Annotated in this window: 24 protein-coding genes; 14 read left to right on the top strand and 10 right to left on the bottom strand. The window is 66.6% G+C overall.

Going from position 1 to position 24,937, the window contains the following annotated elements; all coding sequences use genetic code 11:
- Nucleotides 1-1,257, bottom strand: coding sequence for a protein export chaperone SatS (gene satS, locus G6N36_RS12845; protein WP_163686844.1), 1,257 nt, complete (start codon nucleotides 1,255-1,257; stop codon nucleotides 1-3).
- Nucleotides 1,258-1,371: 114 nt separating this feature from the next.
- On the opposite strand from satS, the gene G6N36_RS12840 reads away from it, so the two are divergent.
- Nucleotides 1,372-1,821, top strand: coding sequence for an SRPBCC family protein (locus G6N36_RS12840; RefSeq protein WP_163686843.1), 450 nt, complete (start codon nucleotides 1,372-1,374; stop codon nucleotides 1,819-1,821).
- Here G6N36_RS12840 and G6N36_RS12835 read toward each other — a convergent pair whose 3' ends face one another.
- Together G6N36_RS12835 and G6N36_RS12830 are read right to left on the bottom strand one after the other, a co-directional pair.
- Entirely contained in the window at nucleotides 1,822-2,904 is a 1,083-nt protein-coding gene (locus G6N36_RS12835) for a C40 family peptidase (RefSeq protein WP_163686842.1), read from the bottom strand. It lies immediately after the preceding gene.
- Between the two features lie 2 nt (nucleotides 2,905-2,906).
- Nucleotides 2,907-3,203: a hypothetical protein gene (locus G6N36_RS12830; RefSeq protein ID WP_163686841.1), complete on the bottom strand. Its 297-nt coding sequence runs from the start codon at nucleotides 3,201-3,203 to the stop codon at nucleotides 2,907-2,909.
- Between the two features lie 48 nt (nucleotides 3,204-3,251).
- On the opposite strand from G6N36_RS12830, the gene upp reads away from it, so the two are divergent.
- The gene (gene upp, locus G6N36_RS12825; protein WP_163686840.1) at nucleotides 3,252-3,875 is read left to right on the top strand and encodes a uracil phosphoribosyltransferase; all 624 of its coding nucleotides are present in this window, start codon (nucleotides 3,252-3,254) and stop codon (nucleotides 3,873-3,875) included.
- Between the two features lie 673 nt (nucleotides 3,876-4,548).
- Nucleotides 4,549-5,427 carry an FAD-dependent oxidoreductase gene (locus G6N36_RS12820; RefSeq protein ID WP_235690032.1) on the top strand — a complete coding sequence of 293 codons (879 nt, stop codon included), beginning with the start codon at nucleotides 4,549-4,551 and terminating at the stop codon, nucleotides 5,425-5,427.
- A gap of 13 nt (nucleotides 5,428-5,440) precedes the next feature.
- Here G6N36_RS12820 and G6N36_RS12815 read toward each other — a convergent pair whose 3' ends face one another.
- Together G6N36_RS12815 and G6N36_RS12810 are read right to left on the bottom strand one after the other, a co-directional pair.
- The gene (locus G6N36_RS12815) at nucleotides 5,441-7,081 is read right to left on the bottom strand and encodes a phospho-sugar mutase (protein WP_163686839.1); all 1,641 of its coding nucleotides are present in this window, start codon (nucleotides 7,079-7,081) and stop codon (nucleotides 5,441-5,443) included.
- On the bottom strand, nucleotides 7,078-7,542 hold the full coding sequence (locus G6N36_RS12810) for a MarR family winged helix-turn-helix transcriptional regulator (protein WP_163686838.1): 465 nt from the start codon (nucleotides 7,540-7,542) through the stop codon (nucleotides 7,078-7,080). The genes G6N36_RS12815 and G6N36_RS12810 overlap by 4 nt, the downstream gene beginning before the upstream one ends.
- A gap of 88 nt (nucleotides 7,543-7,630) precedes the next feature.
- On the opposite strand from G6N36_RS12810, the gene G6N36_RS12805 reads away from it, so the two are divergent.
- On the top strand, nucleotides 7,631-8,749 hold the full coding sequence (locus tag G6N36_RS12805) for an AbrB family protein (protein WP_163686837.1): 1,119 nt from the start codon (nucleotides 7,631-7,633) through the stop codon (nucleotides 8,747-8,749).
- Here G6N36_RS12805 and G6N36_RS12800 read toward each other — a convergent pair.
- Nucleotides 8,695-9,489 (bottom strand): purine-nucleoside phosphorylase, encoded by a 795-nt coding sequence (locus G6N36_RS12800; RefSeq protein WP_163686836.1) that lies wholly within the window; start codon nucleotides 9,487-9,489, stop codon nucleotides 8,695-8,697. The genes G6N36_RS12805 and G6N36_RS12800 overlap by 55 nt on opposite strands.
- A gap of 56 nt (nucleotides 9,490-9,545) precedes the next feature.
- On the opposite strand from G6N36_RS12800, the gene G6N36_RS12795 reads away from it, so the two are divergent.
- The 3 genes from G6N36_RS12795 to G6N36_RS12785 all read left to right on the top strand — a co-directional run bounded on the left by G6N36_RS12795 (nucleotide 9,546) and on the right by G6N36_RS12785 (nucleotide 12,967).
- The gene (locus G6N36_RS12795; RefSeq protein WP_163686835.1) at nucleotides 9,546-10,727 is read left to right on the top strand and encodes a M20 family metallopeptidase; all 1,182 of its coding nucleotides are present in this window, start codon (nucleotides 9,546-9,548) and stop codon (nucleotides 10,725-10,727) included.
- Nucleotides 10,724-11,893, top strand: a complete 1,170-nt coding sequence (locus G6N36_RS12790) for a M20 family metallopeptidase (RefSeq protein WP_163686834.1) — start codon at nucleotides 10,724-10,726, stop codon at nucleotides 11,891-11,893. Before G6N36_RS12795 ends, G6N36_RS12790 begins: the two co-directional genes overlap by 4 nt.
- Nucleotides 11,894-12,079: 186 nt before the next feature.
- The gene (locus G6N36_RS12785; protein WP_163686833.1) at nucleotides 12,080-12,967 is read left to right on the top strand and encodes a type IV toxin-antitoxin system AbiEi family antitoxin domain-containing protein; all 888 of its coding nucleotides are present in this window, start codon (nucleotides 12,080-12,082) and stop codon (nucleotides 12,965-12,967) included.
- Between the two features lie 70 nt (nucleotides 12,968-13,037).
- Here G6N36_RS12785 and G6N36_RS12780 read toward each other — a convergent pair whose 3' ends face one another.
- A complete protein-coding gene (locus G6N36_RS12780; RefSeq protein WP_083124952.1) occupies nucleotides 13,038-13,514 on the bottom strand; it encodes a gamma-glutamylcyclotransferase family protein in 477 nt (158 codons plus the stop codon).
- A gap of 79 nt (nucleotides 13,515-13,593) precedes the next feature.
- On the opposite strand from G6N36_RS12780, the gene G6N36_RS12775 reads away from it, so the two are divergent.
- Genes G6N36_RS12775 through G6N36_RS12765 form a run of 3 tightly spaced genes read left to right on the top strand, consistent with a single transcriptional unit; the run spans nucleotide 13,594 to nucleotide 17,662 of the window.
- Complete coding sequence (locus tag G6N36_RS12775; protein WP_163686832.1) at nucleotides 13,594-15,009, top strand: NAD(P)H-quinone dehydrogenase; 1,416 nt, start codon at nucleotides 13,594-13,596, stop codon at nucleotides 15,007-15,009.
- A gap of 56 nt (nucleotides 15,010-15,065) precedes the next feature.
- Entirely contained in the window at nucleotides 15,066-16,805 is a 1,740-nt protein-coding gene (locus tag G6N36_RS12770) for a glycerol-3-phosphate dehydrogenase/oxidase (protein WP_163686831.1), read from the top strand.
- 20 nt (nucleotides 16,806-16,825) lie between these two features.
- Nucleotides 16,826-17,662 carry a pseudouridine synthase gene (locus tag G6N36_RS12765; RefSeq protein ID WP_179964774.1) on the top strand — a complete coding sequence of 279 codons (837 nt, stop codon included), beginning with the start codon at nucleotides 16,826-16,828 and terminating at the stop codon, nucleotides 17,660-17,662.
- Here G6N36_RS12765 and G6N36_RS12760 read toward each other — a convergent pair.
- Nucleotides 17,654-19,510 (bottom strand): glycoside hydrolase family 2 protein, encoded by a 1,857-nt coding sequence (locus G6N36_RS12760; RefSeq protein WP_163686829.1) that lies wholly within the window; start codon nucleotides 19,508-19,510, stop codon nucleotides 17,654-17,656. The genes G6N36_RS12765 and G6N36_RS12760 overlap by 9 nt on opposite strands.
- Nucleotides 19,511-20,062: 552 nt before the next feature.
- Here G6N36_RS12760 and G6N36_RS12755 point away from each other — a divergent pair.
- Both G6N36_RS12755 and G6N36_RS12750 read left to right on the top strand, forming a co-directional pair.
- On the top strand, nucleotides 20,063-20,413 hold the full coding sequence (locus G6N36_RS12755) for an RNA-binding protein (RefSeq protein ID WP_163686828.1): 351 nt from the start codon (nucleotides 20,063-20,065) through the stop codon (nucleotides 20,411-20,413).
- A 29-nt stretch (nucleotides 20,414-20,442) separates the two neighbouring features.
- Nucleotides 20,443-21,213 carry an SDR family NAD(P)-dependent oxidoreductase gene (locus G6N36_RS12750; protein ID WP_163690648.1) on the top strand — a complete coding sequence of 257 codons (771 nt, stop codon included), beginning with the start codon at nucleotides 20,443-20,445 and terminating at the stop codon, nucleotides 21,211-21,213.
- Here G6N36_RS12750 and G6N36_RS12745 read toward each other — a convergent pair.
- Nucleotides 21,182-21,967: an enoyl-CoA hydratase/isomerase family protein gene (locus G6N36_RS12745; protein ID WP_163686827.1), complete on the bottom strand. Its 786-nt coding sequence runs from the start codon at nucleotides 21,965-21,967 to the stop codon at nucleotides 21,182-21,184. The genes G6N36_RS12750 and G6N36_RS12745 overlap by 32 nt on opposite strands.
- A gap of 31 nt (nucleotides 21,968-21,998) precedes the next feature.
- Nucleotides 21,999-22,682 carry a TetR family transcriptional regulator gene (locus G6N36_RS12740; protein WP_163686826.1) on the bottom strand — a complete coding sequence of 228 codons (684 nt, stop codon included), beginning with the start codon at nucleotides 22,680-22,682 and terminating at the stop codon, nucleotides 21,999-22,001.
- A 69-nt stretch (nucleotides 22,683-22,751) separates the two neighbouring features.
- Between G6N36_RS12740 and G6N36_RS12735 the strand changes: the two genes are divergently transcribed.
- Together G6N36_RS12735 and G6N36_RS12730 are read left to right on the top strand one after the other, a co-directional pair.
- Complete coding sequence (locus G6N36_RS12735; protein ID WP_163686825.1) at nucleotides 22,752-23,801, top strand: ferredoxin reductase; 1,050 nt, start codon at nucleotides 22,752-22,754, stop codon at nucleotides 23,799-23,801.
- A 28-nt stretch (nucleotides 23,802-23,829) separates the two neighbouring features.
- Nucleotides 23,830-24,933, top strand: a complete 1,104-nt coding sequence (locus tag G6N36_RS12730) for a fatty acid desaturase family protein (protein ID WP_163686824.1) — start codon at nucleotides 23,830-23,832, stop codon at nucleotides 24,931-24,933.
- Nucleotides 24,934-24,937 lie beyond the last annotated feature (4 nt).

The following is a 24,937-nucleotide window of genomic DNA, read 5'->3' as shown; positions in this document are numbered from 1 at the left end:
TCATTCGGCGCGCAGTCGCGATTCGAGGAAGGCTTCCAGCGACTCCCACTGTGCAACCGCCTTCGCGTACGGGGGTGTCGGTTTCCGGACATTTTCCGGATCCAGCACGTACGAGACGATCTTGCCCAGCGGCTGGTCGGCGTCCAGGGACTCTTCGACCACGGTGTCCTCGGCGTAGTCGCCTACGTCCCTGAGCAATTCGACGGCCAGGTCCAGCTGGTCACGGTCGATCGCGTCGGGTCCTTCGGCGAGATAGTCGACGATCTCCGTGAGTACGTACACGTTCTCATCGGCGACGTTCACGCGCAGCGACCCGTCGTTGGCGGCCGTGCGGATGTCGTCGTAGGTGGCCAGGTTCGAAATGTCGTGGTCGTGCTCGTCGGCCAGATACCGCGCCAATGCACGCTCGGATCCGAACACGCTGATGCGGCCGTTGCGACCGAGGAAGACCGGCTGATCGTCGAGGTAGCACCGCAGGGTGTAGTACGTACCGCCGGTGGTCATGATCCGGACCGGGTCGATGCCGACCTTGACCCAGAAGTCGTCGTCGCTGCCGAGCACCGCGCCGCCGGCATGGTCCTCGAGGTCGTCGGTCTCCTCGACGTCGTCCTGGTCGGTTTCGTCGACCTCGTCGGCAACCTCTTCCTCGATTTCGGGAGCGTCCTCGGCCAGCTCGGCGGCGGCCTTCTCCACGGCAGCCGCGTCGACCTCGGGGGTGCTGACGAGCTCGTCGATGGCGTCGACGACGTTGTCCCAGCTGCGACCGATCGCGGTCTCGATCTCGGCCCACCGCTTGCGTCCGGCGCGCCCCGAGAACGCCTCGACTCCGCCGCCCAGCTGCCCGAGGCCTGGGTTGCCGTTGAAGAACTTGCTGATCGCCGGCAGCTCGCACACCGATCCGATGGACGATGCGATGGCCAGCGACCGGTGCAATTGGGTCACGGTCTCGTCGCTGGGCTTCTCCGCGGCCAGTTCCGGGACACCGACGACGTCATACTGCCGCTCGTCGGTGGGGTTCAGCCGGTGCGCGTTGGCCTGGGTGAGCTTTTCCCAGGCGGGATGGTCGGCGAGGTCGTTGTCCTTGTTGGTCCTGACGAACGCGACCAGGTCAGCCACCGTTTCAAAGGCATAGAGATCCTCGTCTTTGCCGAGGAACGCCTCCCACTCGTCGCCCTCGTCGCGCCACCGCGGCGCCCATAGCGTGTAGAGGTCGCCCTTGGTCAGCCCAAGCCGGATCGGCACGATGTCAGCAGCCATGGCGCACAGGATAGCCACCGAGGTTGAGCGTGAGGCGCTCGCCGTCAGTAGGAACCCAGCCGGAACCCGCGTTCGGCCCGATCCGAGTTTCCTGCGCGCGCGTACGATCTCCTGATGCACGGAGCGGTGACAGTCCACATGGAAGCTTCGCCACTGGACATCTGGAAGCTGGTCGCCGATGTTCGCAATACCGGCAAGTTCTCGCCGGAGGTGTTCGAATCCGAATGGCTCGACGGAGTAACCGAACCCGCCCTGGGCGCTCGATTCCGTGGTCACGTCAAGCGCAATGAGATCGGGCCGGTGTACTGGTCGACGTGCCGGGTGACGGCGTGCGAGCCGGGGAGGGAATTCGGTTTTGCCGTGTTGGCCGGCGACCGCGCGGTGAACAACTGGCACTACGCCTTCGCCCCCAGCGGTCGCGGAACCGACGTGACCGAGTCTTTCCGGACCATCGAATCGCCGGTCTTGCGGCCGCTGGAGGTCCTGTTCGTTCTCCGAAAGCGACGGAATCTGCGCGATATGCGGACCACACTCGAACGCATCAAGGTCGTCGTCGAAGGCTGATCACGCCGTCGGACGCCAGAACCCCTGGAAGCCCTGCCCGGCGTTCTCGGTCCGGATCGGCGAGAGCCGGACAGGATCGCCCGCCTCGATCATGATCCCGTTCCCGACGATCATCGCGACATGGCCATCCCACACGGCGAGGTCGCCCGGCCGCAAATTGCCTGCCGCGACAGGCGCTCCGACGTCTTGCTCCTGTGCAAGTCGCGGAAGACTCAGTCCCGCTTCGGAATACGCCCACTGGGTGAGTCCGCTGCAGTCCAAACCGACCCCCGGCGTCGTGCCGCCCCAGTCGTACGGCACTCCCAGCTGTGTCAGGGCATGCCGGACCGCGCTGGCCGCCATCGCATTCGGCGCCGTGGCGGTGCTGCCGTCGGGGAGCCGGATCGCGACGCCGTCGCCGAAGACACCCGCTTCGGGTGACGATGCCGGCGGATCCGGCTTGAACAGCGAAGCCAGATCACCGAAACCCGAACCCGACGTGCCACCGGACATGGGGCTCATCGGCGCAACTCCGCCCATCCCCGAGCCCATCGACGGCATTGCCGAGCCGATCCCGGACGGCGCCGTCGATGCCGGTGGCGGAGCCGACGGGCGAGCGAGTGCCGAGGCGTGCCCCTCCAGCTCGGCCTCAAGTTCCTCGACGACTGCGAGGGCTTCGGCGAGCGACCGCTGCGCCTCGGCCCGCAACGCCGCGACGACCTCGCGTGAATCCAGGAACGGCTCCAAAGCTGCGGCGTGCGATTCGAAGTCCTCGATGATGTCGCGCAGCCGCTCATGCGCGCGTGTCACCGCGGCCCCGGCGGTGCTCGCCACCGCATTCATCCGGTCGGCACGATCGGCCAGGTTGTCGATGGCCGCCTGCGTCCTCGCCATGAAGGCAGCTGCCCCGTCGGCGCCCGCCCCGGTCCATTCGGTCTGACGCCACGACCGCCTGGTCGCCGCCGATATGTCGGAAAGCGCGTCTCGCGCCCTGGCCAGTGCGGCCACTGGCTCGGCAGCGGTGCCTGCGGACCATCCCGGACCGACCATGGACTGCACCGCTCGCAGTGGTGCCGTCAGCTCAGCGACCAGTGCGCCGGTCACGGCTAGGCGCCCGCGATGCGGGTGCCCGCGGCGCTGTCGGCCGAGTCGTACGCGGACGCAACGGCGTACGCCGCGGCATCCGACGCCCACAGCCGCTCGCTGAGTGCGGCCGCCGCGCGGGATCCGTCGGCCACGGCCTCGGTCAGGGCGGACAGGAAGCCGGCGCCGACGGGCCCCAGCGAGCTTCCGGATGCCGCAATCGGCAGTGACGACAGCGTGGCGGCAACGTCGGCGAGGTCGTCGGCATGAACCGAGTTGGCGGATCCCAGCGCACGTATCGCATCGGTATCGGCGAACATGCGCTTATGACGGCCTCCGGGCCCGATGGGTTCCACTAATGTGCGCGCATGGACGTTCGTGTCATCGACCATCCGCTCGCCGCGGCGAGGCTGACTACGCTGCGCGACGCCAATACCGACAACGCGGCGTTCCGGGCGGCGCTGCGTGACCTCACCCTCATGTTGGTTTACGAGGCCACCCGTGACTCCGCCGCCGAAACCGTCCCGGTCCGCACCCCGCTCGCGGAGACCACCGGGCACCGACTGGCCAATCCGCCGCTGCTCGTCCCCGTCCTACGAGCCGGGCTCGGCATGGTCGATCAGGCACACGCGTTGATCCCGGAGGCGCGCGTCGGCTTCGTCGGCGTCGCTCGCGACGAGACAACACACCAACCCACGCCGTATTTGGAGTCGCTGCCTGACGATCTGAGCACCCAACCCGTCATCGTGCTCGACCCGATGTTGGCCACCGGCGGGTCGATGGCCCACACGATCAAACTGCTGCAGGCCCGCAATGTTGTTGACGTGACGGCGATCTGCGTCGTGGTCGCACCCGAGGGCCTCGCGGCGCTGGAACGCGTGGCCCCGGATCTGCGTCTGTTCACCGCGACGATCGACGAACGACTCAACGACATCGCCTATATCGTTCCCGGCCTCGGCGACGCGGGAGACCGACAGTTCGGGCCGCGTTAGCCGCTTACGAGCTGCGCGCCGAACCGTGGGGATTAGCGGACAGCCTTTACCGGCGGTCACCAAACAATTGGCTATAAAGTCGTAACATTTCCCAAATTTGGGAATTCTGACCTGGGCCTGCGGCATCTCGAAATTCATGCCATTTCGCTTTGCTAAAAACCGACCATGACGTCACGTACGGTAGCTGCGTCATGCTGGACCCGGTATGAAAGTATGTTTGCGTGACAGCCGTACTGCTAGGCCGTGGCTAATATCGGCTGCGGCGGCGGCACGCGATCTAGCGGTGACAAATCGAAACTGCCAGTAACCAATGGCAATATTCTTGCACGTAAATAACAGATTGCCACGCAGCTTTCTCGGCGCATCAGTATTGCATCGATTCGCTCGTCGGGCTAACCTGGGTCCGCGCGTGTAGTGCTGAGGGTGTCACCCCAGCGGCTAGGCGGTCGAGTTGAGTTCGTCACAGCGCAGTGCGACAAGACTGGCTAAGTGTTAGCCTCCGCGCATAGCAATGAATTTGTCTGACTCGCAGTTTCTGTTCAGAAACCAGACGCGGTAACGGCGTAGCCAGCTAATGACTAAATCGGTAGGGGAATGCATTGCTGAAAGTGCGCATATGCGTTGAGTTTGCACAGCGCGCTGGCGTCGTGATCGACAGTGTCGCGGTCGCGCCGTGAGTGCCGAGATGGAGCTCATGACCATGTTCAACAGCGAACTCGTCGACATCGTCTGTATCGGATCGGGCAGCGCCTGCCTGGCGGCCGCCATCGCCGCCGCTGACGCCGGACAGTCTGTTTTCGTGGCCGAACCGCGTCGACGGACACCGCAGATCGGGTCCCTCGCCGACTCCGACGAGCCCTGGGCCGCGCAGCTGCAGAAGTATTGGGGCGCGAATGAGTTTGATGCGCCCACAACCGCCTACCTCCTAGAGCTGACGGGCGAGCTCGGTCCGGCGCGCCGCACCCACGCCAACGGTCAGCTGCCGACCGCCGCCGTGCGATCTTTCGAAGACGCCGCCACCGACCGATGGGCGCCGGTGCCACCGTTCTATGGGCATGCGCTGGCTGACTGGGCGCGCGACTGCCTGAACTCGCCGTTCGGTCTGGTGTTCAGCAGGTTGTCGGCGTTGGCGATGTCCGAGATGCGACTGCGGGACGGCACGTCGATCCTGGCCAGCGTCGTCGCAGACATTCCTTCGGCTCGACGGTCCGGGCTGACCTTGCGCCAGTGGCTGCGGGAGGTGGCCAGGGAACGCGGAGTAAAGGTCCACGGGTCCAGCGCGATTCAGCGACTGCTCTTCAACGACGGCCAGCCCGTCGGGGCCATGGTCGACACACCCGACGGAGTCCGCCACGTGCGGGCCCGCCATGGCGTGCTGCTCGGCACCGGCAACTCGGTCTCCGATGATCTGCTCGCGATGCACCCGGCGTCGGTGCTGCGCGATGGCAGGGTGAGCCTGGTAAGCAGGGCCGCAAGTCGGTTCGCCCGATTGGAACTGCTGACCACCGCCGAGAGCATGAGTCTTTGCGCACCGCAGAGTCAGCTGGCATGACCTGAGCCGCGGTTCACCACCGCCGCGCCTCGTGCCGCAGCTGCGCGGCCAACGCTTCGGCGCGTGAGCGCGCCTCACCAAGATCATGGATGTCGCCGCGCCGAACTTCGATGTAGCACTTCACTTTCGGCTCCGTTCCCGACGGCCGCATGACCACCCGGATCGTGGTCGGTCCATCCTCACCCGAGAGGATCACCGCGTCGGTGCACAGCGGCCCGCTCGCATGCCGCAGATCGGTGAGCGTCACGTCGAACCCCGCGAGTACATCCGGTGGCGCCGTGCGCAGCCGGTCCATCACTGCTTCGGCCTCACCGGAATTCGCGACCTGCCGCGACACCGTGGTCGTGGTGTGCACACCGTGGCGGCGGGCCAACTCATCGAGGGCATCGAGCAGCGTGTGACCGCGATGCCGAAGTGCGACCACCAGATCACATATCAGCACCGCAGCGCTGATGCCGTCCTTGTCGCGTACGGATGCGGGATCTACGCAGTGCCCGATCGCCTCTTCGTAGGCGTAGACCAGCGTGCAGGCCGGTAGGTCCTGGTCGGCGCGCGCCAGCCATTTGAACCCGGTCAACGTCTCCACATGACACGCGCCGTGCCCGGCGGCGATGGCCGCCAGCATTCGCGAGGAAACCACCGAATTCGCCACCACAGTGGCCCCCATGACGGGGCCGGGTTCGATCTGGGAAAGGATGTAATCACCTAGCAACCAACCAGTTTCGTCGCCGGTGAGCATCCGCCAACCGTCGGGTGTGGGTACGCCGACTGCGCATCGGTCCGCATCGGGATCCAGCGCGACCGCGATGTCGGCATCGACGTCGGCGGCCAGTTTCAACAGAGCGTCCACGGCGCCCGGTTCTTCGGGGTTGGGTAGTGCCACCGTGGGGAAGTCTGGATCGGGGGCGAACTGACTGTCGACGACGTGCACGTCATCGAAGCCGGCACGAACCATCGCGTCGAGCACGAACTCCCCGCCGACACCGTGCAACGGCGTGAGCGCTACTCGTACCGACCCGTGGGTATGTCGCACCTGGGCCGCGCGTTCGACATAGCGCTGAACGACGTCGACGCCCGAGGGGGTGACCGCCTGCCGGCGAATCTGGTCGGCGTGCGGGGCGTCGGCCATAGCCTGCTCGATCTCCCGGTCGACCGGCGGCACGATGGGGAATCCGTCGTCGAAGTAGACCTTGTAGCCGTTGTCGGTCGGCGGATTGTGTGACGCCGTGATCTGGATGCCCGCGACCGCACCGCCGTGCCGGACGGCGAACGCGACGATCGGAGTGGGCACCGCGGTGAACATCAACTGCGGGGAAAACCCATGAGCGGCAAGCACTTCAGCGGCGGCGAGGGCGAAATCGTCAGAGCCGTGCCTGGCGTCGCGGCCGACCACGACTTCGTGGCCCCGCAGGCCGCGGTCGGTCAGCACCTTGGCGAGGGCCCAGGTGGCGCGCAGCACAACCGCGAGATTCATCCCGTTCGGTCCGCCACGCAACGGCCCGCGCAAGCCGGCGGTTCCGAACGTCAGGGGATGTGCGAACCGCTCGTCGAGATCGGCGTCGGTGCATTCGCGAAGTTCGGCTGCGGTCCTCGGGTCGGGATCGTGTGCGATCCACTCCTGCGCGGCGGTCGAGGTCCACTCTCGCGCTGTCATTCGTTCAGTGTGCCCACTTTGGAGTCGGCATATGCGAGCTTGCGCAGCACCGGCGCCACGAGCATCACCAGGTCGAACTCGAGCTCCGAGAGATTGTCGCGCATGGTCGCGTGGAGCCACGCGTCGCGCTCGGCGCGATCGGCCTCGAGCAGTTCGGCGCCTGCGGCGGTGATCTCGATGAGCTGGCGCCGCCGATCGACCTCGTCGGGTCTGCGCCCGATCAGCTCACGGCCCTCCAGCGCGTTGATGCTGTCCGTCAGCGATTGCACCCGGACGCCCAACCGGACGCCGAGCTCGGCCGGGGTGGTCACGCCGGCACGGCTGACCTCTGCGAGCAGTTGCATCTGGCTGAGCGTCAGGCCGTGATCCGAGCGGTGTCGGCGCATCTGCTGATTGACGGCGACGATCGATTCCCGCAGCTCGGTGGCGGCCGATCTGCGCGCGGGTTCAGCCTCGTCCATATACAAGTTATACCTTGGTAATTGTCGCTAGTCCACGACAGTAGTCGCAATTTGCATCGATAACTTAGTAAGAGGATACTTGTAATCAATGGTGATAAGACGGGTGCTGAGATGGTCGTTGCTGGTAGCGGTGACCGTCGCCGTCACCTACCCGCTGACCCTGGTCGGGGTGCCTTCGGCAGCGCTGTTCGCCGCGCTTGTCGTCGGCATCGCCTTGGCGCTATCGGCCCTGGCCCCCACCCGGGTGCCGCGTCCGGCCGGCGTCGCTGCGCAGGGCGTGCTCGGCGTCTACATCGGCACGATGGTCGACCAGAACGCCGTCCATGCGCTCGGTCCGCACTGGCCGATCGTCGTCGCCGTCGCGGTCGCCACTCTGTTGCTCAGTGTCGTCTGTGGTGCGCTGCTGTCGTTGCACCGCGACGTCACTCCACTGACGGGGTCACTGGCGCTCGTCGCAGGCGGCGCGTCCGGACTGGTCGCGATCGCCCGTGAGCTCGGCGGTGACGACCGCGTCGTGTCGGTGGTGCAATACCTGCGGGTGGCATTGGTGACGGCGTCGATGCCCGTGGTGGTGACGCTGATCTATCACGCCGACAAGTCGCATCCCGGCGCGGCAATGACCCAATCCGACTCCGCTCCTTGGTATTTGAGCATTGGCATGCTCATCGCACTCGTCCTGGTCGGCGCCACCGTCGGCAAGCTGATCCGGCTGCCCGGCGCGGGTCTGCTGGGGCCGCTGGCGCTGACGGTGCTCCTCGAGGTGACCGGCCTGGACTTCGGCTTGGCGGTGCCGACGGTGCTGGTGCAGCTGGCCTATGCGTTGATCGGGTGGCAGGCCGGGCTGGCGTTCACCCGCGATTCAATGCGCGCGGTCGGACGTCTCCTGCCGACGGCGATCGGCCTCATCGTCGTGCTCAGCGTCGCAACGGCCGGGCTGGGCGTCGTGTTGGCGCACTTCACCGGACTCACCCTCCTCGAGGGCTACCTGGCCACCAGTCCCGGCGGCGTCTACGCCGTATTGGCCACCGCCGTCGAGACGGGATCCAACGTCACGTTCATCATCGCCGCGCAGGTGGTGCGGATCCTGCTGATGCTGTTCGCCGCGCCGCTGCTGGCCCGCAGCATGGTGTGGCTGAACTCCCGACTCAGCCGTCAGAGCCGGGCGATGACCCCGGCGAGCAGGGAACCCATCAGCGTCGCGGACTGACGGCCCGCCGCCAACACCTCCTCGTGGCTCAGCGGCTGGCCCGTCATACCCGCCGCGAGGTTGGTCACCAGCGACACCGCCAGCACCTGCGCACCGGCGGCGCGCGCAGCGACGGTTTCGTGCACCGTCGACATGCCGACGAGGTCCGCCCCGAGCGTGCGCAGCATCCGGATCTCGGCCGGCGTCTCGTACTGGGGTCCGTTCAAACCGGCGTAGACGCCCTCGGCGAGCGTCGGGTCGATCTCGCGGGCGACGGCGCGGAGCCTGGGGGAATAGGCGTCGACCATATCGACGAAATGTGCCCCGATCAGCGGTGACCGGCCCGTCAGGTTGAGGTGGTCGCTGATCAGCACCGGTTGTCCGACGGCGAAATCCTCGCGCAGGCTGCCCGCCGCATTGGTCAGCACGATCGTGCGCGCACCGGCGGCACACGCCGCGCGCACGGGATGGACGACATGGCGCAGATCGTGGCCCTCGTAGGCGTGGATTCTGCCGACGAACACCAGCACCCGACGGTCGCCGACGCGCAGCGACAGCATCTGGCCGCCGTGTCCCTCGGCCGTGGGTGGAGTGAATCCGGGCAACTCGACCACCGGTACCACCGCCACCGGATCGCCGAGTTCGTCGACCGCGGGAGCCCAGCCCGAACCCAAGACAATCGCGACGTCGTGCTGGTCGACGCCGGTGCGCGCGCGGATCTGTGCCGCCGACTCGGCGGCCACCGCATCCGGCGTCGTCACGGTGGGCAGCTTAACCGTCGAATCGGCACTCATCGGTGCAGTGAGATACTTCGAGGATGCCCAGAGCCACCGCGTCGAGTTGCGTCGAGGACGCCGTCAACCGACGCCGCGGTGATCTGGTCGGGCTGTCGCATTCGATTCATGCCGAGCCCGAACTCGCGTTCGCCGAACACCGCAGCTGCGCGAAGACGCAGGCGTTGGTCGCCGACTTCGGTTTCGAGGTCACGAAGGGGCTCGGCGGCCTGGACACCGCCTTCAGGGCCGACTACGGCAGTGGCCCGTTGGTCATCGGGATCTGCGCCGAGTACGACGCGCTGCCCGGCATCGGACATGCCTGCGGCCACAACATCATTGCCGCATCGGCGGTCGGTACGGCGCTGGCGTTGGCCGAGGTGGCTGACGAGCTCGGGTTGACGGTGGTGCTGCTCGGGACTCCCGCCGAGGAGGCCGGCGGTGGGAAAGTGTTGCTGCTCAACGCGGGAGCATTCGACGACATCGTCGCCACCGTGATGCTGCACCCCGGTCCGCTGGACATCGCGGCCGCGCGTTCGTTGGCGCTCTCGCAGGTCGCCGTCGACTACCGCGGGCGGGAATCGCACGCCGCCGTGGCGCCGTACCTGGGCATCAACGCCGTCGACGCGATCACCGTCTCGCAGGTCGCGATCGGGCTGCTGCGTCAGCAGCTCGCGCCCGGACAGATGATGCACGGCATCGTCACCGATGGCGGACAGGCCACCAACATCATTCCGGGCCACGCCCAGATGCAGTACACGATGCGGGCCAACGATGCCGCGTCGCTGCGTGAACTCGAGCAGCGGATGTCCGACTGCTTCCTCGCGGGTGCCGTCGCGACGGGCTGTGACTACACGGTGGCGGAGACCGAGCCGCCCTACGACGAGCTGAGCCCCGATTCGTGGCTCGCCGACACCTTCCGCGACGAGATGGTGCGGGTGGGCCGCACGCCGGTGCCGCCCGAGGTCGAAGCGGCTTTCCCGCTGGGCAGCACCGACATGGGCAACGTCACCCAGGTGATGCCCGGTATCCATCCGATCGTCGGGATCGACGCGGGTGGTGCGTCGGTGCATCAACCGGCGTTCGCAGCGGCGGCGGCCGGGCCCACCGCGGACGCGGCGGTGGTCGAGGGGGCGATCATGCTGGCTCGTACGGTGGTCAGGCTCGCCGAGACAGCGGCCGAACGGGATCGCGTGCTGGAGCTGAAGGCGAGGCGAGCGGCATGAGTCTGCAGGACGCAACCGAACTCTGGCTCGACGCCCACTACCCGGACCTGGTCGCATGGCGCCGCCACATGCATGCCCATCCCGAGTTGGGGCGTCAGGAGTTCGCGACCACCCAGTTCGTCGCCTCGCATCTGGCCGACGCGGGTCTCAACCCGAAGGTGCTGCCCGGCGGCACGGGTTTGACGTGTGATTTCGGACCTGAGCATGGGCCCAGGATTGCGTTGCGTGCCGACATGGACGCGCTGCCGATGGCCGAGCGCACCGGCGCTCCCTACGCGTCGGTGGTTCCCAATGTCACCCACGCCTGCGGACACGACGCGCACACCTCGATCCTGTTGGGCACGGCCCTGGCTCTGGCGTCGGTGCCGGAACTACCCGTCGGTGTGCGACTGATCTTCCAGGCCGCCGAGGAGCTGATGCCGGGCGGCGCGGTCGACGCCATCGCGGCGGGAGCGTTGTCGGGGGTGTCGCGCATCTTCGCGCTGCACTGCGATCCGCGGCTGGCCGTCGGCAAGGTCGCGGTACGGCCCGGTCCGATCACCTCGGCCGCCGATCAGCTCGAGGTGACGCTGCACTCACCCGGCGGGCACACGTCGCGACCGCATCTGACCGGGGACCTGGTCTACGGAATCGGCACCCTGATCACGGGTGTCCCAGGGATCCTGTCCCGGCGCATCGATCCGCGCAACAGCACGGTGATGGTGTGGGGTGCTGTGAATTCGGGCACCGCGGCCAATGCGATTCCGCAGACGGGCACCCTGGCGGGCACCATTCGCACGGCCAGCCGGGATACCTGGGAAACGCTGGAAGATATTGTGCGCGAGGCGATTACGGCGCTGCTGTCGCCGTTGAACATCGACCACACCGTGCAGTACCGGCGTGGAGTGCCGCCGGTGGTCAACGAGGAGATCTCGACACGCATCGTCACCCATGCGATCGAGGCGATCGGCCCCGAGGTGCTGTGCGACACCCGCCAGTCCGGTGGTGGCGAGGACTTCTCGTGGTATCTCGAGGAAGTGCCCGGCGCGATGGCGAGGCTGGGGGTGTGGTCGGGTCGCGGGCCGCAGCTGGATCTACACCAGCCGACCTTCGACCTCGACGAGCGCGCGATGGCGGTCGGGGTGCGGTTCCTGGTCAACATCGTCGACCAAGCCGCGCAGTTCTAGGTGGCGCCCCTCCCCGTCTAGGTGGTGCCCCTCCCCGCGAGCGGCCGAGTCTGTACGCCGACACGCCGTTAACCGCGTGCATTTCGGGGCCGCTCGTCCGCGGTCACCGTCCACAAATCGCGACCCATCCACAGATGCTCGTCAGGCCCTGCCCGACGAGCGTGCGCTATCCGATGCTGTTGACCCATGGATCCAGAACTTCAGCAGCTGTTCGATAGGCAACGGGGTGTAGCGACGAGCCGTCAGATCCTGACGTTCATGACCAGGCGTGCGTTCGCGTCTGCGGTGGATTCCGGTGTCCTGGAGCGGATTTGGCAGGGCATCTATTGTCTCGGTGAACCGGACGACGGTCTGCGCCTACGCGGACTCGACCTGTCCTGCGGAACCACGGTCGCCACCTGTCTCGGCACCGCCGCGGCGATGTACGGCTTCGACACCGAAGAGCCGGCCGACCTTCATGTGCTCAGTCCGCCGAATACGCACCTGCGATCGGCCGATGGACTAGTGGTGCATCGTCGTGATGGTGCGCCGCTGACCGTGGTTGACGGCCGTCCGGCGACGGCCCCCGCCTGGACGGCGGTCGAAGTGGCGCGCTCACTGTGGCGGCCACGTGCCTTGGCGACGCTGGATGCCGCGTTGCGCAGCGGTACGTGCGCGCGACCAGAAATGTGGCGAGCAGCGATGGAACAGGCGGGGCGCCGAGGCATCGTGGCCGTCCGGGACCTGATCCCGTTGGCTGACGGGCGCGCGGAGTCTCCCATGGAGAGCGAGGCGCGGTTGGCGATGATCGTCGGTGGCCTGCCCATCCCCGAGTTGCAATACGAGATCATTGACGGAAACGGCGAGCTCAGACGCGTCGACTTCGCGTGGCCGGAGCATCGAGTTGCCGTCGAATACGATGGTCTTGACTGGCACAGCGGGTCCGATGCCATGCGCCGCGATCGTAGACGCACGGCGGCGCTGCTGGACGTCGGTTGGACGGTCATCGCGATCGTCTTCGAGGACGTCCGCTATCGCTGCGAGGAGTTCGTGGCTCGTATCGATGCGCAGTTGCGGCGCACTCAGGCCGCGTGAGAGACCGCAAAATGTACGCCGCTTGCGGCGTGTCGGCGTACAAACACGGCCACTCGCGTGTCGGCGGCGGCTAAGTGGTGCCCGGGCCGATGTTACGGGCCGGGCGGGTGCGCAGACTGTGCACGTATTCCTCTGGCGCACCGGCAATTTCAGCGGCATCTGCCATGACGCCGATGTAGCGCGCCGAGGGCAGGCCGCCCTCCCATGCATCGACCACGTACAGCCACGCGAGCACCGGCTCGAAGCTGGTGTCCGACGCGGTGCGATGCACGCGGCACCGAATTTTCTTGTGTATGCCGAGCTCCGAGCCCTCCCAGCGGTCGAGGTTCTGCTCGTCGTCCTTGGTCATGTCGTAGAGCACGACGAACACGCTCGACGTGGGATCCTCGACGACGGTGGCCAGCGCGCCCTCCCAGCCGATGTCCTCGCCGCCGAACGTCAGCCGCCAGCCGTGCAGCCACCCGGTGCCGGCCATCGGTGAATGCGGGGCCCGCTCTTGCATCTGCTCTGGATGCATGTTGGAGCCGTAGGCGGCGTAGAGCGGCACCAGGAAACTCTAAGGCTTGCAGACCCGGCTTCGCCGACAGGCTGCGCGATCGACCGTCGGCTTGGCTAGCGTTGAGCCCGTGGCAACGCGCATCGTCATCATCGGCGGCGGCCCCGCCGGCTACGAGGCCGCACTGGTGGCCGCCGCTCGCGGACCCGAGGTCGCCGAGGTCACCGTGGTCGACGCCGACGGAATCGGCGGCGCGTGCGTGCTCTGGGACTGTGTCCCGTCCAAGACGTTCATCGCCTCCACCGGCGTGCGCACCGAGCTGCGTCGCGCGTCTGGCCTCGGGTTCGACATCGCGATCGAGGACGCCAAGATCTCGCTGGACCAGATCCACAACCGCGTCAAGACGCTGGCGAAGTCGCAATCCGCCGACATCGGTCATCAGCTGCTGCGCGAGGGCGTCACCGTCGTCCACGGACGCGGCGAGCTGGTCGACGACACCTCGGGCATGGCCCACCACAGGGTCAAGGTCACCACGGCAGGCGGTCGGGTCGGCACCCTCAAGGCCGACGTGGTGCTGATCGCGACGGGGGCCAGCCCGCGGGTACTGCCGAACGCGAAGCCAGACGGCGAGCGGATCCTGAACTGGCGCCAGCTCTACGACCTCACCGAATTGCCCGAGCATCTGATCATCGTCGGGTCCGGTGTCACCGGAGCCGAGTTCTGCAACGCGTACACCGAACTCGGTGTGCAGGTGACCGTGGTCGCCAGCCGCGACCAGATCCTGCCGCACGAGGACCGCGATGCGGCGGCTGTGCTCGAGGAGGCTTTCGCCGATCGCGGCGTGAAGCTGGTCAAGAACGCCCGCGCCGACTCGGTGACCCGAACCGCCGATGGCGTGCTGGTCACCATGGCCGACGGCAGAACCGTCGAGGGCAGCCATGCGCTGATGACGGTCGGCTCGGTGCCCAACACCTCGGGACTGGGGCTGGAGAACGTCGGTATCGAGCTGGATTCGGGCAACTATCTGAAGGTCGACCGGGTGTCGCGCACGTCGGCGTCGGGGATCTATGCGGCGGGCGACTGCACCGGTCTGCTGCCGCTGGCCTCGGTGGCCGCCATGCAGGGGCGCATCGCGATGTATCACGCGTTGGGCGAGGGCGTGACGCCGATCCGGCTGCGCACCGTGTCCGCGGCGGTGTTCACCCGGCCCGAGATCGCCGCGGTCGGGGTGCCGCAGACGGCCATCGACAGCGGCAGTGTGCCAGCGCGCACGCTGATGCTGCCGCTCAACACCAACGCCAGAGCCAAGATGTCGCTGCTGCGGCTGGGGTTCGTGAAGATCTTCTGCCGTCCCGCGACCGGTGTGGTCATCGGCGGCGTGGTCGTCGCCCCGATTGCCTCCGAGCTGATCCTGCCCATCGCCCTGGCGGTGCAGAACAACCTCACGGTCACCGACCTGGCCCAGACGCTGTCGGTGTACCCGTCACTGTCGGGGTCGATCGTGGAGGCGGCACGAAGGTTGATGGCACACGACGATCTGGACTGAGTCCACGTAACCTGGGTCAGGGCGAACGTACCGACCAGTAACTAGGAGCCGTTTCAGTGAGCGACCCGATCCCAGCGAACGGGCAGACACTGCTGAGTCCGGAGCAGCGCGCAGAGGCCTGGGAGCGCCTCGGCAGCGAGCAGTTCGACGTCGTCGTCGTCGGTGGTGGGGTGGTCGGTGTGGGTGCCGCCCTGGATGCGGCGACGCGCGGTCTGAAGGTGGCCCTGGTCGAGGCGCGCGACTTCGCGTCCGGCACGTCGAGCCGCTCGTCGAAGATGTTCCACGGCGGCCTGCGTTACCTCGAGCAGCTGGAATTCGGGCTGGTTCGCGAGGCGCTGCACGAACGTGAGCTCTCGCTCACCACGCTGGCGCCGCATCTCGTCAAGCCCCTGCCGTTTCTGTTCCCGCTGACCAACCGGGTGTGGGAGCGGCCCTACGTCGCGGCGGGCATCTTCCTCTACGACCAGTTGGGCGGCGCGAAATCCGTTCCGGCGCAAAAGCATCTGACGAAATCCGGCGCACTGCGGTTGGCGCCCGGGCTGAAGCGGTCGTCGCTCATCGGCGGTATCCGTTACTACGACACCGTCGTCGACGACGCACGCCACACCATGACCGTCGCGCGCACCGCGGCGCACTACGGAGCGGTGGTGCGGACTTCGACGCAGGTCGTGTCGTTGCTGCGCGAGGGCGACCGGGTCGTCGGCGTCGAGGTGCGTGATTCCGAAGACGGCCGGGTCGCAGAGGTGCGGGGTCACGTGGTGGTGAACGCCACCGGCGTGTGGACCGACGAGATCCAGGCGTTGTCGAAGCAGCGCGGGCGTTTTCGTGTGCGGGCGTCCAAGGGTGTGCACATCGTTGTTCCTCGCGACCGCATCGTGAGCGAGGTGGCGATCATCCTGCGCACCGAGCAGTCGGTGCTGTTCGTCATACCGTGGGGTACGCACTGGATCATCGGCACCACCGACACCGACTGGAACCTCGACCTGGCCCACCCGGCGGCCACCAAGGCCGACATCGACTACATCCTCGAAACGGTCAACACCGTGCTCGCGACGCCACTGACGCACGATGACATCGACGGGGTCTACGCCGGCCTGCGACCACTGCTGGCGGGGGAGAGCGAGGAGACCTCCAAGCTGTCGCGTGAACACGCAGTGGCGGTGCCTGCGCCGGGCCTGGTCGCGATCGCAGGCGGCAAGTACACGACGTACCGGGTGATGGGCGCCGACGCGATCGACGCCGCGGCCGAGTACGTTCCCGCGCGGGTGGCGACCTCGATCACCGAGAAGGTGCCGCTGATGGGAGCCGACGGGTACTTCGCGCTGATCAACCAAACGGAAAGTGTCGGAGTGCATTACGGCCTGCATCCGTACCGGGTGCGGCATCTGCTGGATCGGTACGGATCGCTGATCGGGGAGGTGCTGCAGATGGCTGAGGGCCGCCCCGATCTGCTGACGCCGATCACCGAGGCCCCGGTGTATCTGAAGGTGGAGGCGTGGTACGCGGCCGCGGCCGAGGGAGCGCTGCATCTGGAGGACATCCTGGCGCGGCGGATGCGCATCTCGATCGAGTACCCGCACCGCGGCGTGGACTGCGCGCGCGAAGTCGCCGAAGTGGTTGCGCCTGTGCTGGGTTGGAGCGACGAGGACATCGACCGCGAGGTGACGACCTACCTGGCGCGGGTCGAGGCCGAGGTGCGCAGCCAGCAGGAACCCGACGATGAATCCGCCGACGCCCTGCGGGCCGCCGCGCCGGAGGCACGCGCGGAGATTCTCGAACCGGTACCGCTCAATTGAGGCGTCCCGCACCGTTGCCGGTGCGTGACGGACTCGGCCCGGCGCGGGTGCGGTTGCGTGGGGGTTCGGTGCTCGTCGAATTGGCGTCTCGGTTTGGGGAGGGTGCCGCGGCCAAAGTGCTTGCGGGCGAGGTGGTGTGCGCTGACGGCAGCGTCGTCGGGGTGGGAACGGTTCTGCCGCCCGGTGCCTTCGTCTATCTGTATCGCGAACTGCGCGAAGAGATTCCGGTGCCGTTCGACATGCCGATCCTGTATCGCGACGAGGACATCGTCGTGGTCGACAAACCGCACTTCCTGGCGACGATGCCGCGCGGCAGACATGTCGCACAGACGGCACTGGTGCGGCTGCGGCGCGAACTGGACATGCCCGAGTTGTCGCCGGCGCATCGGCTGGACCGGCTGACGGCGGGCTTGCTGTTGTTCACGGTGCGGCGCGAGGTGCGCGGTGCGTATCAAACGATGTTCGCGCGGGGTCTTGTGCGTAAGACGTACCTGGCGCGCGCCGATGTCGATCCGTCGATTGAGTTTCCACTGACGTTGCGGAGCCGGATCATCAAGCGGCGCGGTGTATTACAGGCGATGGAGGAGCCAGGGGAGTCGAATGCCGAGACGTTGGTCGAACATCTCGGTGGCGGCCTTTACCGGTTGACACCGCGCACAGGGCGAACGCATCAACTGCGGGTGCACATGGCCTCGCTGGGGCTGCCGATCACGGGAGACCCGTGGTACCCCGAGGTGGTCGACGTGGCGCCCGACGATTTCTCCAGGCCGCTGCAGCTGCTGGCCCACCGGCTGGAATTCGACGATCCGCTCTGCGGTGAGCGGCGGGTGTTCGTCAGCAGGCGATCACTAGTGTGAACCCGCGGCGATCACCGCGCGGTTGCGCCCTGCCACCACCGGCAGGTCGACTTTCATGATCTGCCGGTCATAGGTCAGATAGCCGTTGACCTCGTTCTCGACGTCCGTGGTCTGCGTGTAGATCGCGCCTGACAAGCCGATCTCCTGCACGACCCGCTCGACGTCCAGGCTGACCTCTACATAGCGTTGGGTCAGCCGCTCCTTGCTGTCGGTCATCTCATAGGCCATGGGCGGTCCCGGCCACCGGTTGCCCTCTTCGTTCAGGCCCAGGCCCCCGTACTCGCCGTTGACGGTCACCCTGCCGTCCCGCACCACCGGACGGCCCGGACCCACGTAGGTATGGTCGTCGAAGATGTCGCCGGTCCGGCTGTCGCCGCGCGACTTACAGCAGTTGGCCCCGCTGTTCGGGACTACCAAGCGCGTGCGGTCCGCGGCCTTCACCGCCCTGGCGATCCTGGCCGTGTCGTACTCGCCCCAACCCTCGTTGAACGGCACCCACCCCACGATCGAGGTGACACTGCTCAGCTGGTGGACCATCTCGGATAGCTCGTTTTCGAAGTGCGCCTGGGCATCACGACGCGGTGTCGGTGCCGGCCCCGTCGGGACGTCGAGCGACACGTCCAGTGACGGCATGTCCTGCCACACCAGCAGTCCCAGCTTGTCGGTCCAGTAGTACCACCGGGCGGGTTCGACCTTGGCGTGCTTGCGGACGAAGTTCATTCCCAGCGCCTTGATCTGCTCGAGGTCGAACTTGAGTGCATCATCGGTGGGTGCGGTGTAGATCCCGTCCGGCCAGTAACCCTGATCCAGCGGGCCGTGCAGGAACGTGATCTTGCCGTTCAGCGCGATCCGCGCCCTGCCTTGTGCGTCCTTCACCGTGCTGATCGTGCGCAGGCCACCATAGCTGGAAACCTGGTCGACGACCTTGCCCGATCGGGTCACCAGCCGGGCCGTCAGGTCGTAGAGGTACGGATCTTCTGGCGTCCACAGATGCGGGGACGGCACCCGCAGGCGCAGCGTCGCACCCGGCTTCCCCGACGCACGTGCGACGACCTCCCCACCCGGCTTGGCGACGACGACTTCGGTGCGCTGATCGCTTGTGCCCGAAACGCGCGGCGTCACAGTGAAACTGGCCAGATCCGACGTGATATCGAGCTTCTCGATGTGGGCGACCGGCACCGGTTCCATCCACACCGTCTGCCAGATGCCCGACGCTCCGGTGTAGAACAGGCCTGCGGGGTTGTAACGCTGCTTGCCGACGGCGAAGCCGCCCCTTTCGTTGCGGTCCTCGACGCGCACGGTCAGTTCCTGCGGTCCCGACGGCCGTAGCGCGCTGGTCACGTCCGCGCTGAACTCCGTGTAGCCACCCTCGTGACGCGCGACCTGCTTGTTGTTCACCCAGACAGTGGCGATCTGGTCGACGGCGCCGAAGTGAAGCATCACATGCCGGTTGTCCCAATCCCGAGGAATCTCAAACACCTTGCGGTACCACATTTGATCGTCGTGTCGCTGTATCCCCGACAGTGCGGACTCCGTCGGAAACGGCACCAGGATCTGCTCGCGGTAGTCGCTTTCGGGCGGCGGCGCGGTCGCGCCGGCCTTGGCGGGCCTGCCGGTGTAACCCCACAAACCGTTGAGGTTCAACCATTTCTTCCGCGCGAGCTGTGGGCGCGGATACTCGGGCAGCGCGTTGTTCGGTCCGACCAAGGCGGTCCACCTCGTCGACAACGGCGGAGTCTTCGGCTGCCAGACGTCGGCCGCATTGGCAGGCGCATTCACGATCGTGATGCTGCCCAGCAGTAGTACCGCCACAGTCAAAGTGACGCGGACGAGTCGAATCTTCGTCATTGCATGAGTGCCGGACGGTTACGACGGGCGGCGCGAGCAGGCATGAACATCCCCCAGGAATCGAAAGAATCAGGACCTGACGTGGCGGCGCCTACCTTCAAGGTCCCCCGGCACACCGATGCGTCGCAGCAAACGTAGCGGGAAGTCGCCGCCGAGGGAAGTGGGCGAGCCTGGCAATTTCCGAAGAATCATGTGACTTAGGCGCAGGCTGCAGACGGCGATCCTACGTATGGCGTATGACGATAGGCCCGAAATGCCATCTAACTCGCTGCTTTTGATGCCTATCCGATTTGCGAAAGTCGCCAAGGGGGATTTCGGCTCTCGGCGGACCGCCATGCGGTTCGGCTGAGACGCCTGGCGCTGATGCAGGCCGGTGAACAGCTGCGACAAATATCACACAGCAAAGTAGGTGGGGGCGGGTGGGTGAGGCTTTCGGCCGATGCTGATCCCGGTTGTTGGTCAACTCGCCCAGTTCTTTCCATCGTGATGCGCGGGCGGGTGCGACAATTTCTTGCGCGCCGTCCTATCGGCGCCCGTTTCAGAGGAGCGAACGTGCGCAAAACATTGCTCTGTGCCGCGGCGGTGTTGTTCGCGGGCGGCCTGGTGAATGCGGGTACGCCCACCGCCGACGCCACACTGTGCGGATCCGTCGGTGGCAGGTTCGTCGACGTGACCGGCTGCAGCGACCCGTTGTCCTATCTCAATGACGCACTTCCCCCGCCTCCACCTCCGCCGCCCCCACCACCACCTCCGCCGCCGCCGGGCGCGCCTCCGCCCCCTCCGCCGCCCCCACCACCGCCACCACCACCACCTCCACCGCCGCCCTACTACGCACCGGTGGCGCCCAACGTCGATGTCTGCGCCAGCGTTGGTCGGCGCATCAGCGTCAGCGGTTGCATCTAGCCTCGACCGACGTCTGTTTGACTGACTTCGTGGACCGCGCAACGTTTGACCGCTTGTTCGACCTGACCGACCGCACCGCCATCGTGACCGGCGGCACCCGCGGCATCGGGTTGGCCCTGGCCGAGGGCTTCGTCCTGGCGGGTGCCCGGGTGGTGGTCGCCAGCCGCAAGCCCGACGCGTGTGAGCGGGCCGCGCAGCACCTGCGCGGGCTCGGCGGCGAGGCCATCGGCGTCCCCACCCACCTCGGAGACGTCGGCGCACTCGAGGCCCTCGTGGACAAGACAGTCGACACGTTCGGCGGCATCGACGTCCTGGTGAACAACGCCGCGAACGCGCTGGCGCAGCCCCTCGGAGAGATGACCGCCGACGCGCTGGCGAAGTCGCACGAGGTGAATCTTCGCGGACCGGTGCTTCTCGTGCAGGCGGCACTGCCGCACCTGAAGGCCAGCTCACACGCCTCCGTCGTGAACGTCATCTCTACAGGGGCGTTCAACTTCGCGCCGGGAACAGCCATCTATTCGTCGAACAAGGCGGCGTTGATGTCCTTCACCCGGTCGATGGCCGCCGAGTACGCCTCGGCCGGTATCCGGGTGAATGCCCTCGCACCGGGGCCCGTCGACACCGACATGATGCGAAACAACCCGCAAGAGGCGATCGCCCGCATGGCCGGTAGCAACCTGATGAAGCGTCTTGCCCAACCGGATGAGATGGTCGGTGCGGCATTGCTTTTGGCGTCTGATGCCGGAAGTTACATGACGGGGACGGTGATCATCGCCGACGGTGGCGGAACGCCTCGGTAGCGTCGGCCATCACGCCGCCCGTCGACGCGAGGATCTGGCTGCGGTTCTCCAGGTGCAGCGCCGATTCGAGGCTGGACGCGTCGAGGTTGGCCCACAGTACCTGCTTGGTCGACTCCACGCCGAATTTGCCGTAGCCACACAGTGTTTCGGCGATGGCTAGGGCGTCATCGACCGCTGCGCCGTCCGCGGACATACGAGAAACCAATCCGAGCCGCAGTGCCTCCTCGGCGTCGACCGCACGCGCGGTCAGAATGAGGTCGAACGCCGGCCCCGCGCCGACGATGCGCGGCAAGGTGTAGCTGACGCCGATGTCGCAGCCGCCGAGGCCGAGCTTGATGAACTGGGTGCAGAACCGCGCGGATTCGGAAGCGATCCGGATGTCGCAGGCCAGCGCGATCCCCATACCGCCGCCGTAGGCCGGGCCGTTGACGGCCGCGATCACCGGTTGCCGAAGGTGGTGAATCTTCGCGGTGAGGTCGGCGATCCTTTCCTGCCAACGCATTCCGGCCCTCGGGAACTCGGTTCCTTCGCCCGCCTTGTTGGGGTTCGGATCGGTGAGGTCGAGCCCGGAACAGAAGCCACGGCCCGCGCCGGTGAGCACCACGACCCGCAGGTCGTTGCTCGCCCGGATCCCGTCGAGGGTGGTGTGCAGGTCCTCGACCAACTCGTAGGACAGTGCGTTGAGCTTCTCCGGCCGGTTCAGCGTGAGGACGGCGATGTCGGGCCTGGGGTGGGTCAATTCGAGATGGGGCATGGGCGACACGTTAGCCCTGTGCCGGATGGCCTCAGATGGTACTGCGCCAGCCGGTGACGCCCACGACGATCATCCTTAGCTGCTTGACCGCAATGCGCCTGATCTCGTTGAGCGCGACCGAGTCGGTGGCGTCCTCGATGGACTCCGCGATCGAGATCATCGCGTTGACGAAGAGGCTGGCCAAGATGTTGAGATCCTCGCCGCTCCAGGTGTTGAGCCCGGGGAAGCGGGCGAGGTCGATCGCCAGTTCCGACGTGATCAGACGGATCTCGGTACGGATGGCGTACCTCAGGACGGTCACGCCGCTGGAGCGCTCACGGCCGATGAAACGCCAGTGCTCGCGACGTTCGTTGACGCCCTCGATCAAGATGTCCACCGACGATTCGATGACCCGGTTCGGATCGAGCTTGCCCGCCCGCGCTCCGCGCAGCATGTCGCGAAGGGCGCGGAAGGACTCGTCGATGAGCACGAGGCCCAGCGCCTCCATCGACTCGAAGTGGCGGTAGAAGGCCGCAGGCACGATGCCCGCCTCGCGAGTCACCTCGCGCAGACTGAGCGCCGCGAAGCTGCGCTCCTCCAGCAGGCGCAGGGCAGCGGCGACTATCGCCCGCCTGGTCGTCTCCTTGCGCTCCTCCCTGGAGAGGGTGTCGCGGGACCGGGGCTTGCTTGACCTGCTCGAACGGCTCGTTCGTGAACTGGGCGTACGATTGTTCACTTTGTGAAACCTACCACAACCTGGGCGAATCGGTTGACGCGCACCCCGTGAACGGCGCACGGTATACACATGTTCACTCAAACTTTGACTCGCCGCGTGCGACGGTCGCCTCTTCTGGAGCTGCTGACCGGCCCCCACGGCGTGGATCGATACACCGAGCTGGTCGACCCGACCTGGACGCGGGCAGACGCCCGCGCGAAGGTGATCGCAGTGCGTCGGCAGACCCCCCGCAGCGTCACGCTGACGCTGGAACCGAATCAGGCGTTCACTGGTTTTCAGGCCGGCCAGCACATCAACCTGACCGTCGAGATCAACGGCCGTCGCCGCACCCGGCCCTACTCGCCGGCAAGTGCCGAAGGCTCCCCGTACATCGAGCTGACGATCGGCCGCCACGAGGGCGGACTCGTTTCCACCTATCTGTGCGACCACGCCCGCCCGGGAATGGTCGTCGGACTTGACTCCGTGGGCGGGGACTTCGTGCTGCCGACCGAGCGGCCCCGTCGCGTTCTGTTCGTGTCGGGCGGCAGCGGCATCACCCCGGTGATGTCCATGTTGCGCACAATGCGCAACGAGGGGTCCGATCGCGAGATCGCCTTCATCCACTACGCACGAAGCCCGCAGGAAGCGTGTTACGCAGACGAGCTCGGCGCGATGTCCGGTGTCCGGGTACTTCACGGCTACACCCGGGACGGGCAGGGCGATCTCACCGGCTATTTCGATGCGGTTCACCTGGCCGCGGCGATGCCTGAGCCCGAGGCGGTCTACGTGTGTGGTCCGCAGGCACTCGTGGATGCCGTGCGGACGCACGCCCCGGATGCATTGTCGGAAAGCTTTGTCCCACCTGTGTTCACCCCGTCCACCGAGACCGGCGGCCGAATCGCATTCACCGACAGCGGTGTCGAGCTGATTGACGACGGCCGGCCACTGCTGGAGCAGGCCGAGGCCTCAGGCCTCACGCCGGAAAGCGGATGCCGGATGGGCATCTGCGGAAGCTGTACCCGCCGCAAGAGCAGCGGCGTCGTCAAGAACCTGATCACCGGAACTGTATCCAGTAGCGAAGCAGAAGACGTGCGTATCTGTGTATCCGCCCCCGTCGGCGACGTCGACCTCGCGCTCTAGATCCGGAACGGACCAGAAAGGAATCGACATGACTACAGCCACCACCGCACAACCGAAGACCATCTCGAAAACCGTCGGCGGCAAGACCGTCACCATGACCCCAGAGCAGGCCGACGCGTTCGGCCGCGAGCTCGACGCGCTGAAGGACCGTGTGATCGCCGACCTCGGCGAGCGCGACGTCACTTACATCCGCCGGATCATCAAGGCGCAGCGCGGTCTGGAAGTCGCCGGCCGTGCGATGCTCTTCGGCGGCATCTTCCCGCCGTTCTGGCTCGCGGGTACAGCGATGCTCGGCCTGTCGAAGATCCTCGACAACATGGAGATCGGCCACAACATCATGCACGGCCAGTACGACTGGACCGGCGATCCGACGTTGGCGGGCAAGAACTTCGAATGGGACACCGCCTGCCCGGCCGACCAGTGGCGGCACTCGCACAACTACATGCACCACACCTACACCAACATCGTCGGCATGGACCGCGATGTGGGCTACGGGATCCTGCGGATCAGCGAGGACCAGAAGTGGAAGCCGTACTTCCTCGGCAATCCCGTGTGGGCATTCCTGCTGATGGTGCTGTTCCAGTACGGCGTCGCGTTGCATGAACTGGAGACCGAACGCATCACCGCCGGCGAGATCTCGATTGCGGACAAGCGCGAGATCCTCGAGGGCATCTGGCGTAAGACCAAGAAACAGACCCTCAAGGACTACGTGGCGTTCCCGCTGCTGGCCGGCCCGTTCGCGCCATGGGTGTTCGCCGGGAACATGACGGCGAACCTGATGCGCAACGTCTGGTCCAATGTGATCATCTTCTGCGGACACTTCCCCGAAGACGTGCAGGAGTTCTCCATCGAGGAGACCAAGGCCGAGACGCGTGGCCAGTGGTACTTCCGTCAGATCCTGGGATCTGCGAACCTGGCCGGCGGCAAGCTCTTCCACATCCTGAGCGGCAACCTATCTTTCCAGATCGAGCACCATCTGTTCCCTGACATCCCGGCGCACCGTCACGCCGAGATCGCGCCCGAGGTGCAGGAGATCTGCAAGCGTTACGGCATCCCCTACAACACGGGACCGTTGCCGCGGCAGATCGCCACGGTCTGGCGCAAGATCTTCAAGCTGGCACTGCCTGGCTGACCCG

It is taken from the genome of Mycolicibacterium gadium, assembly GCF_010728925.1.
In the GTDB taxonomy this organism is placed as follows: domain Bacteria; phylum Actinomycetota; class Actinomycetes; order Mycobacteriales; family Mycobacteriaceae; genus Mycobacterium; species Mycobacterium gadium.
This window is presented reverse-complemented; position numbering and strand designations above follow the sequence as displayed.

Bases quoted from the DNA above. Each gene is read 5' to 3' on its own strand.
- satS (WP_163686844.1), bottom strand. From the start codon at position 1,257: ATGGCTGCTGACATCGTGCCGATCCGGCTTGGGCTGACCAAGGGCGAC.
- G6N36_RS12840 (WP_163686843.1), top strand. From the start codon at position 1,372: ATGCACGGAGCGGTGACAGTCCACATGGAAGCTTCGCCACTGGACATC.
- G6N36_RS12830 (WP_163686841.1), bottom strand. From the start codon at position 3,203: ATGTTCGCCGATACCGATGCGATACGTGCGCTGGGATCCGCCAACTCG.
- upp (WP_163686840.1), top strand. From the start codon at position 3,252: ATGGACGTTCGTGTCATCGACCATCCGCTCGCCGCGGCGAGGCTGACT.
- G6N36_RS12815 (WP_163686839.1), bottom strand. From the start codon at position 7,081: ATGACAGCGCGAGAGTGGACCTCGACCGCCGCGCAGGAGTGGATCGCA.
- G6N36_RS12810 (WP_163686838.1), bottom strand. From the start codon at position 7,542: ATGGACGAGGCTGAACCCGCGCGCAGATCGGCCGCCACCGAGCTGCGG.
- G6N36_RS12805 (WP_163686837.1), top strand. From the start codon at position 7,631: ATGGTGATAAGACGGGTGCTGAGATGGTCGTTGCTGGTAGCGGTGACC.
- G6N36_RS12795 (WP_163686835.1), top strand. From the start codon at position 9,546: ATGCCCAGAGCCACCGCGTCGAGTTGCGTCGAGGACGCCGTCAACCGA.
- G6N36_RS12790 (WP_163686834.1), top strand. From the start codon at position 10,724: ATGAGTCTGCAGGACGCAACCGAACTCTGGCTCGACGCCCACTACCCG.
- G6N36_RS12785 (WP_163686833.1), top strand. From the start codon at position 12,080: ATGGATCCAGAACTTCAGCAGCTGTTCGATAGGCAACGGGGTGTAGCG.
- G6N36_RS12760 (WP_163686829.1), bottom strand. From the start codon at position 19,510: ATGACGAAGATTCGACTCGTCCGCGTCACTTTGACTGTGGCGGTACTA.
- G6N36_RS12745 (WP_163686827.1), bottom strand. From the start codon at position 21,967: ATGCCCCATCTCGAATTGACCCACCCCAGGCCCGACATCGCCGTCCTC.
- G6N36_RS12735 (WP_163686825.1), top strand. From the start codon at position 22,752: ATGTTCACTCAAACTTTGACTCGCCGCGTGCGACGGTCGCCTCTTCTG.
- G6N36_RS12730 (WP_163686824.1), top strand. From the start codon at position 23,830: ATGACTACAGCCACCACCGCACAACCGAAGACCATCTCGAAAACCGTC.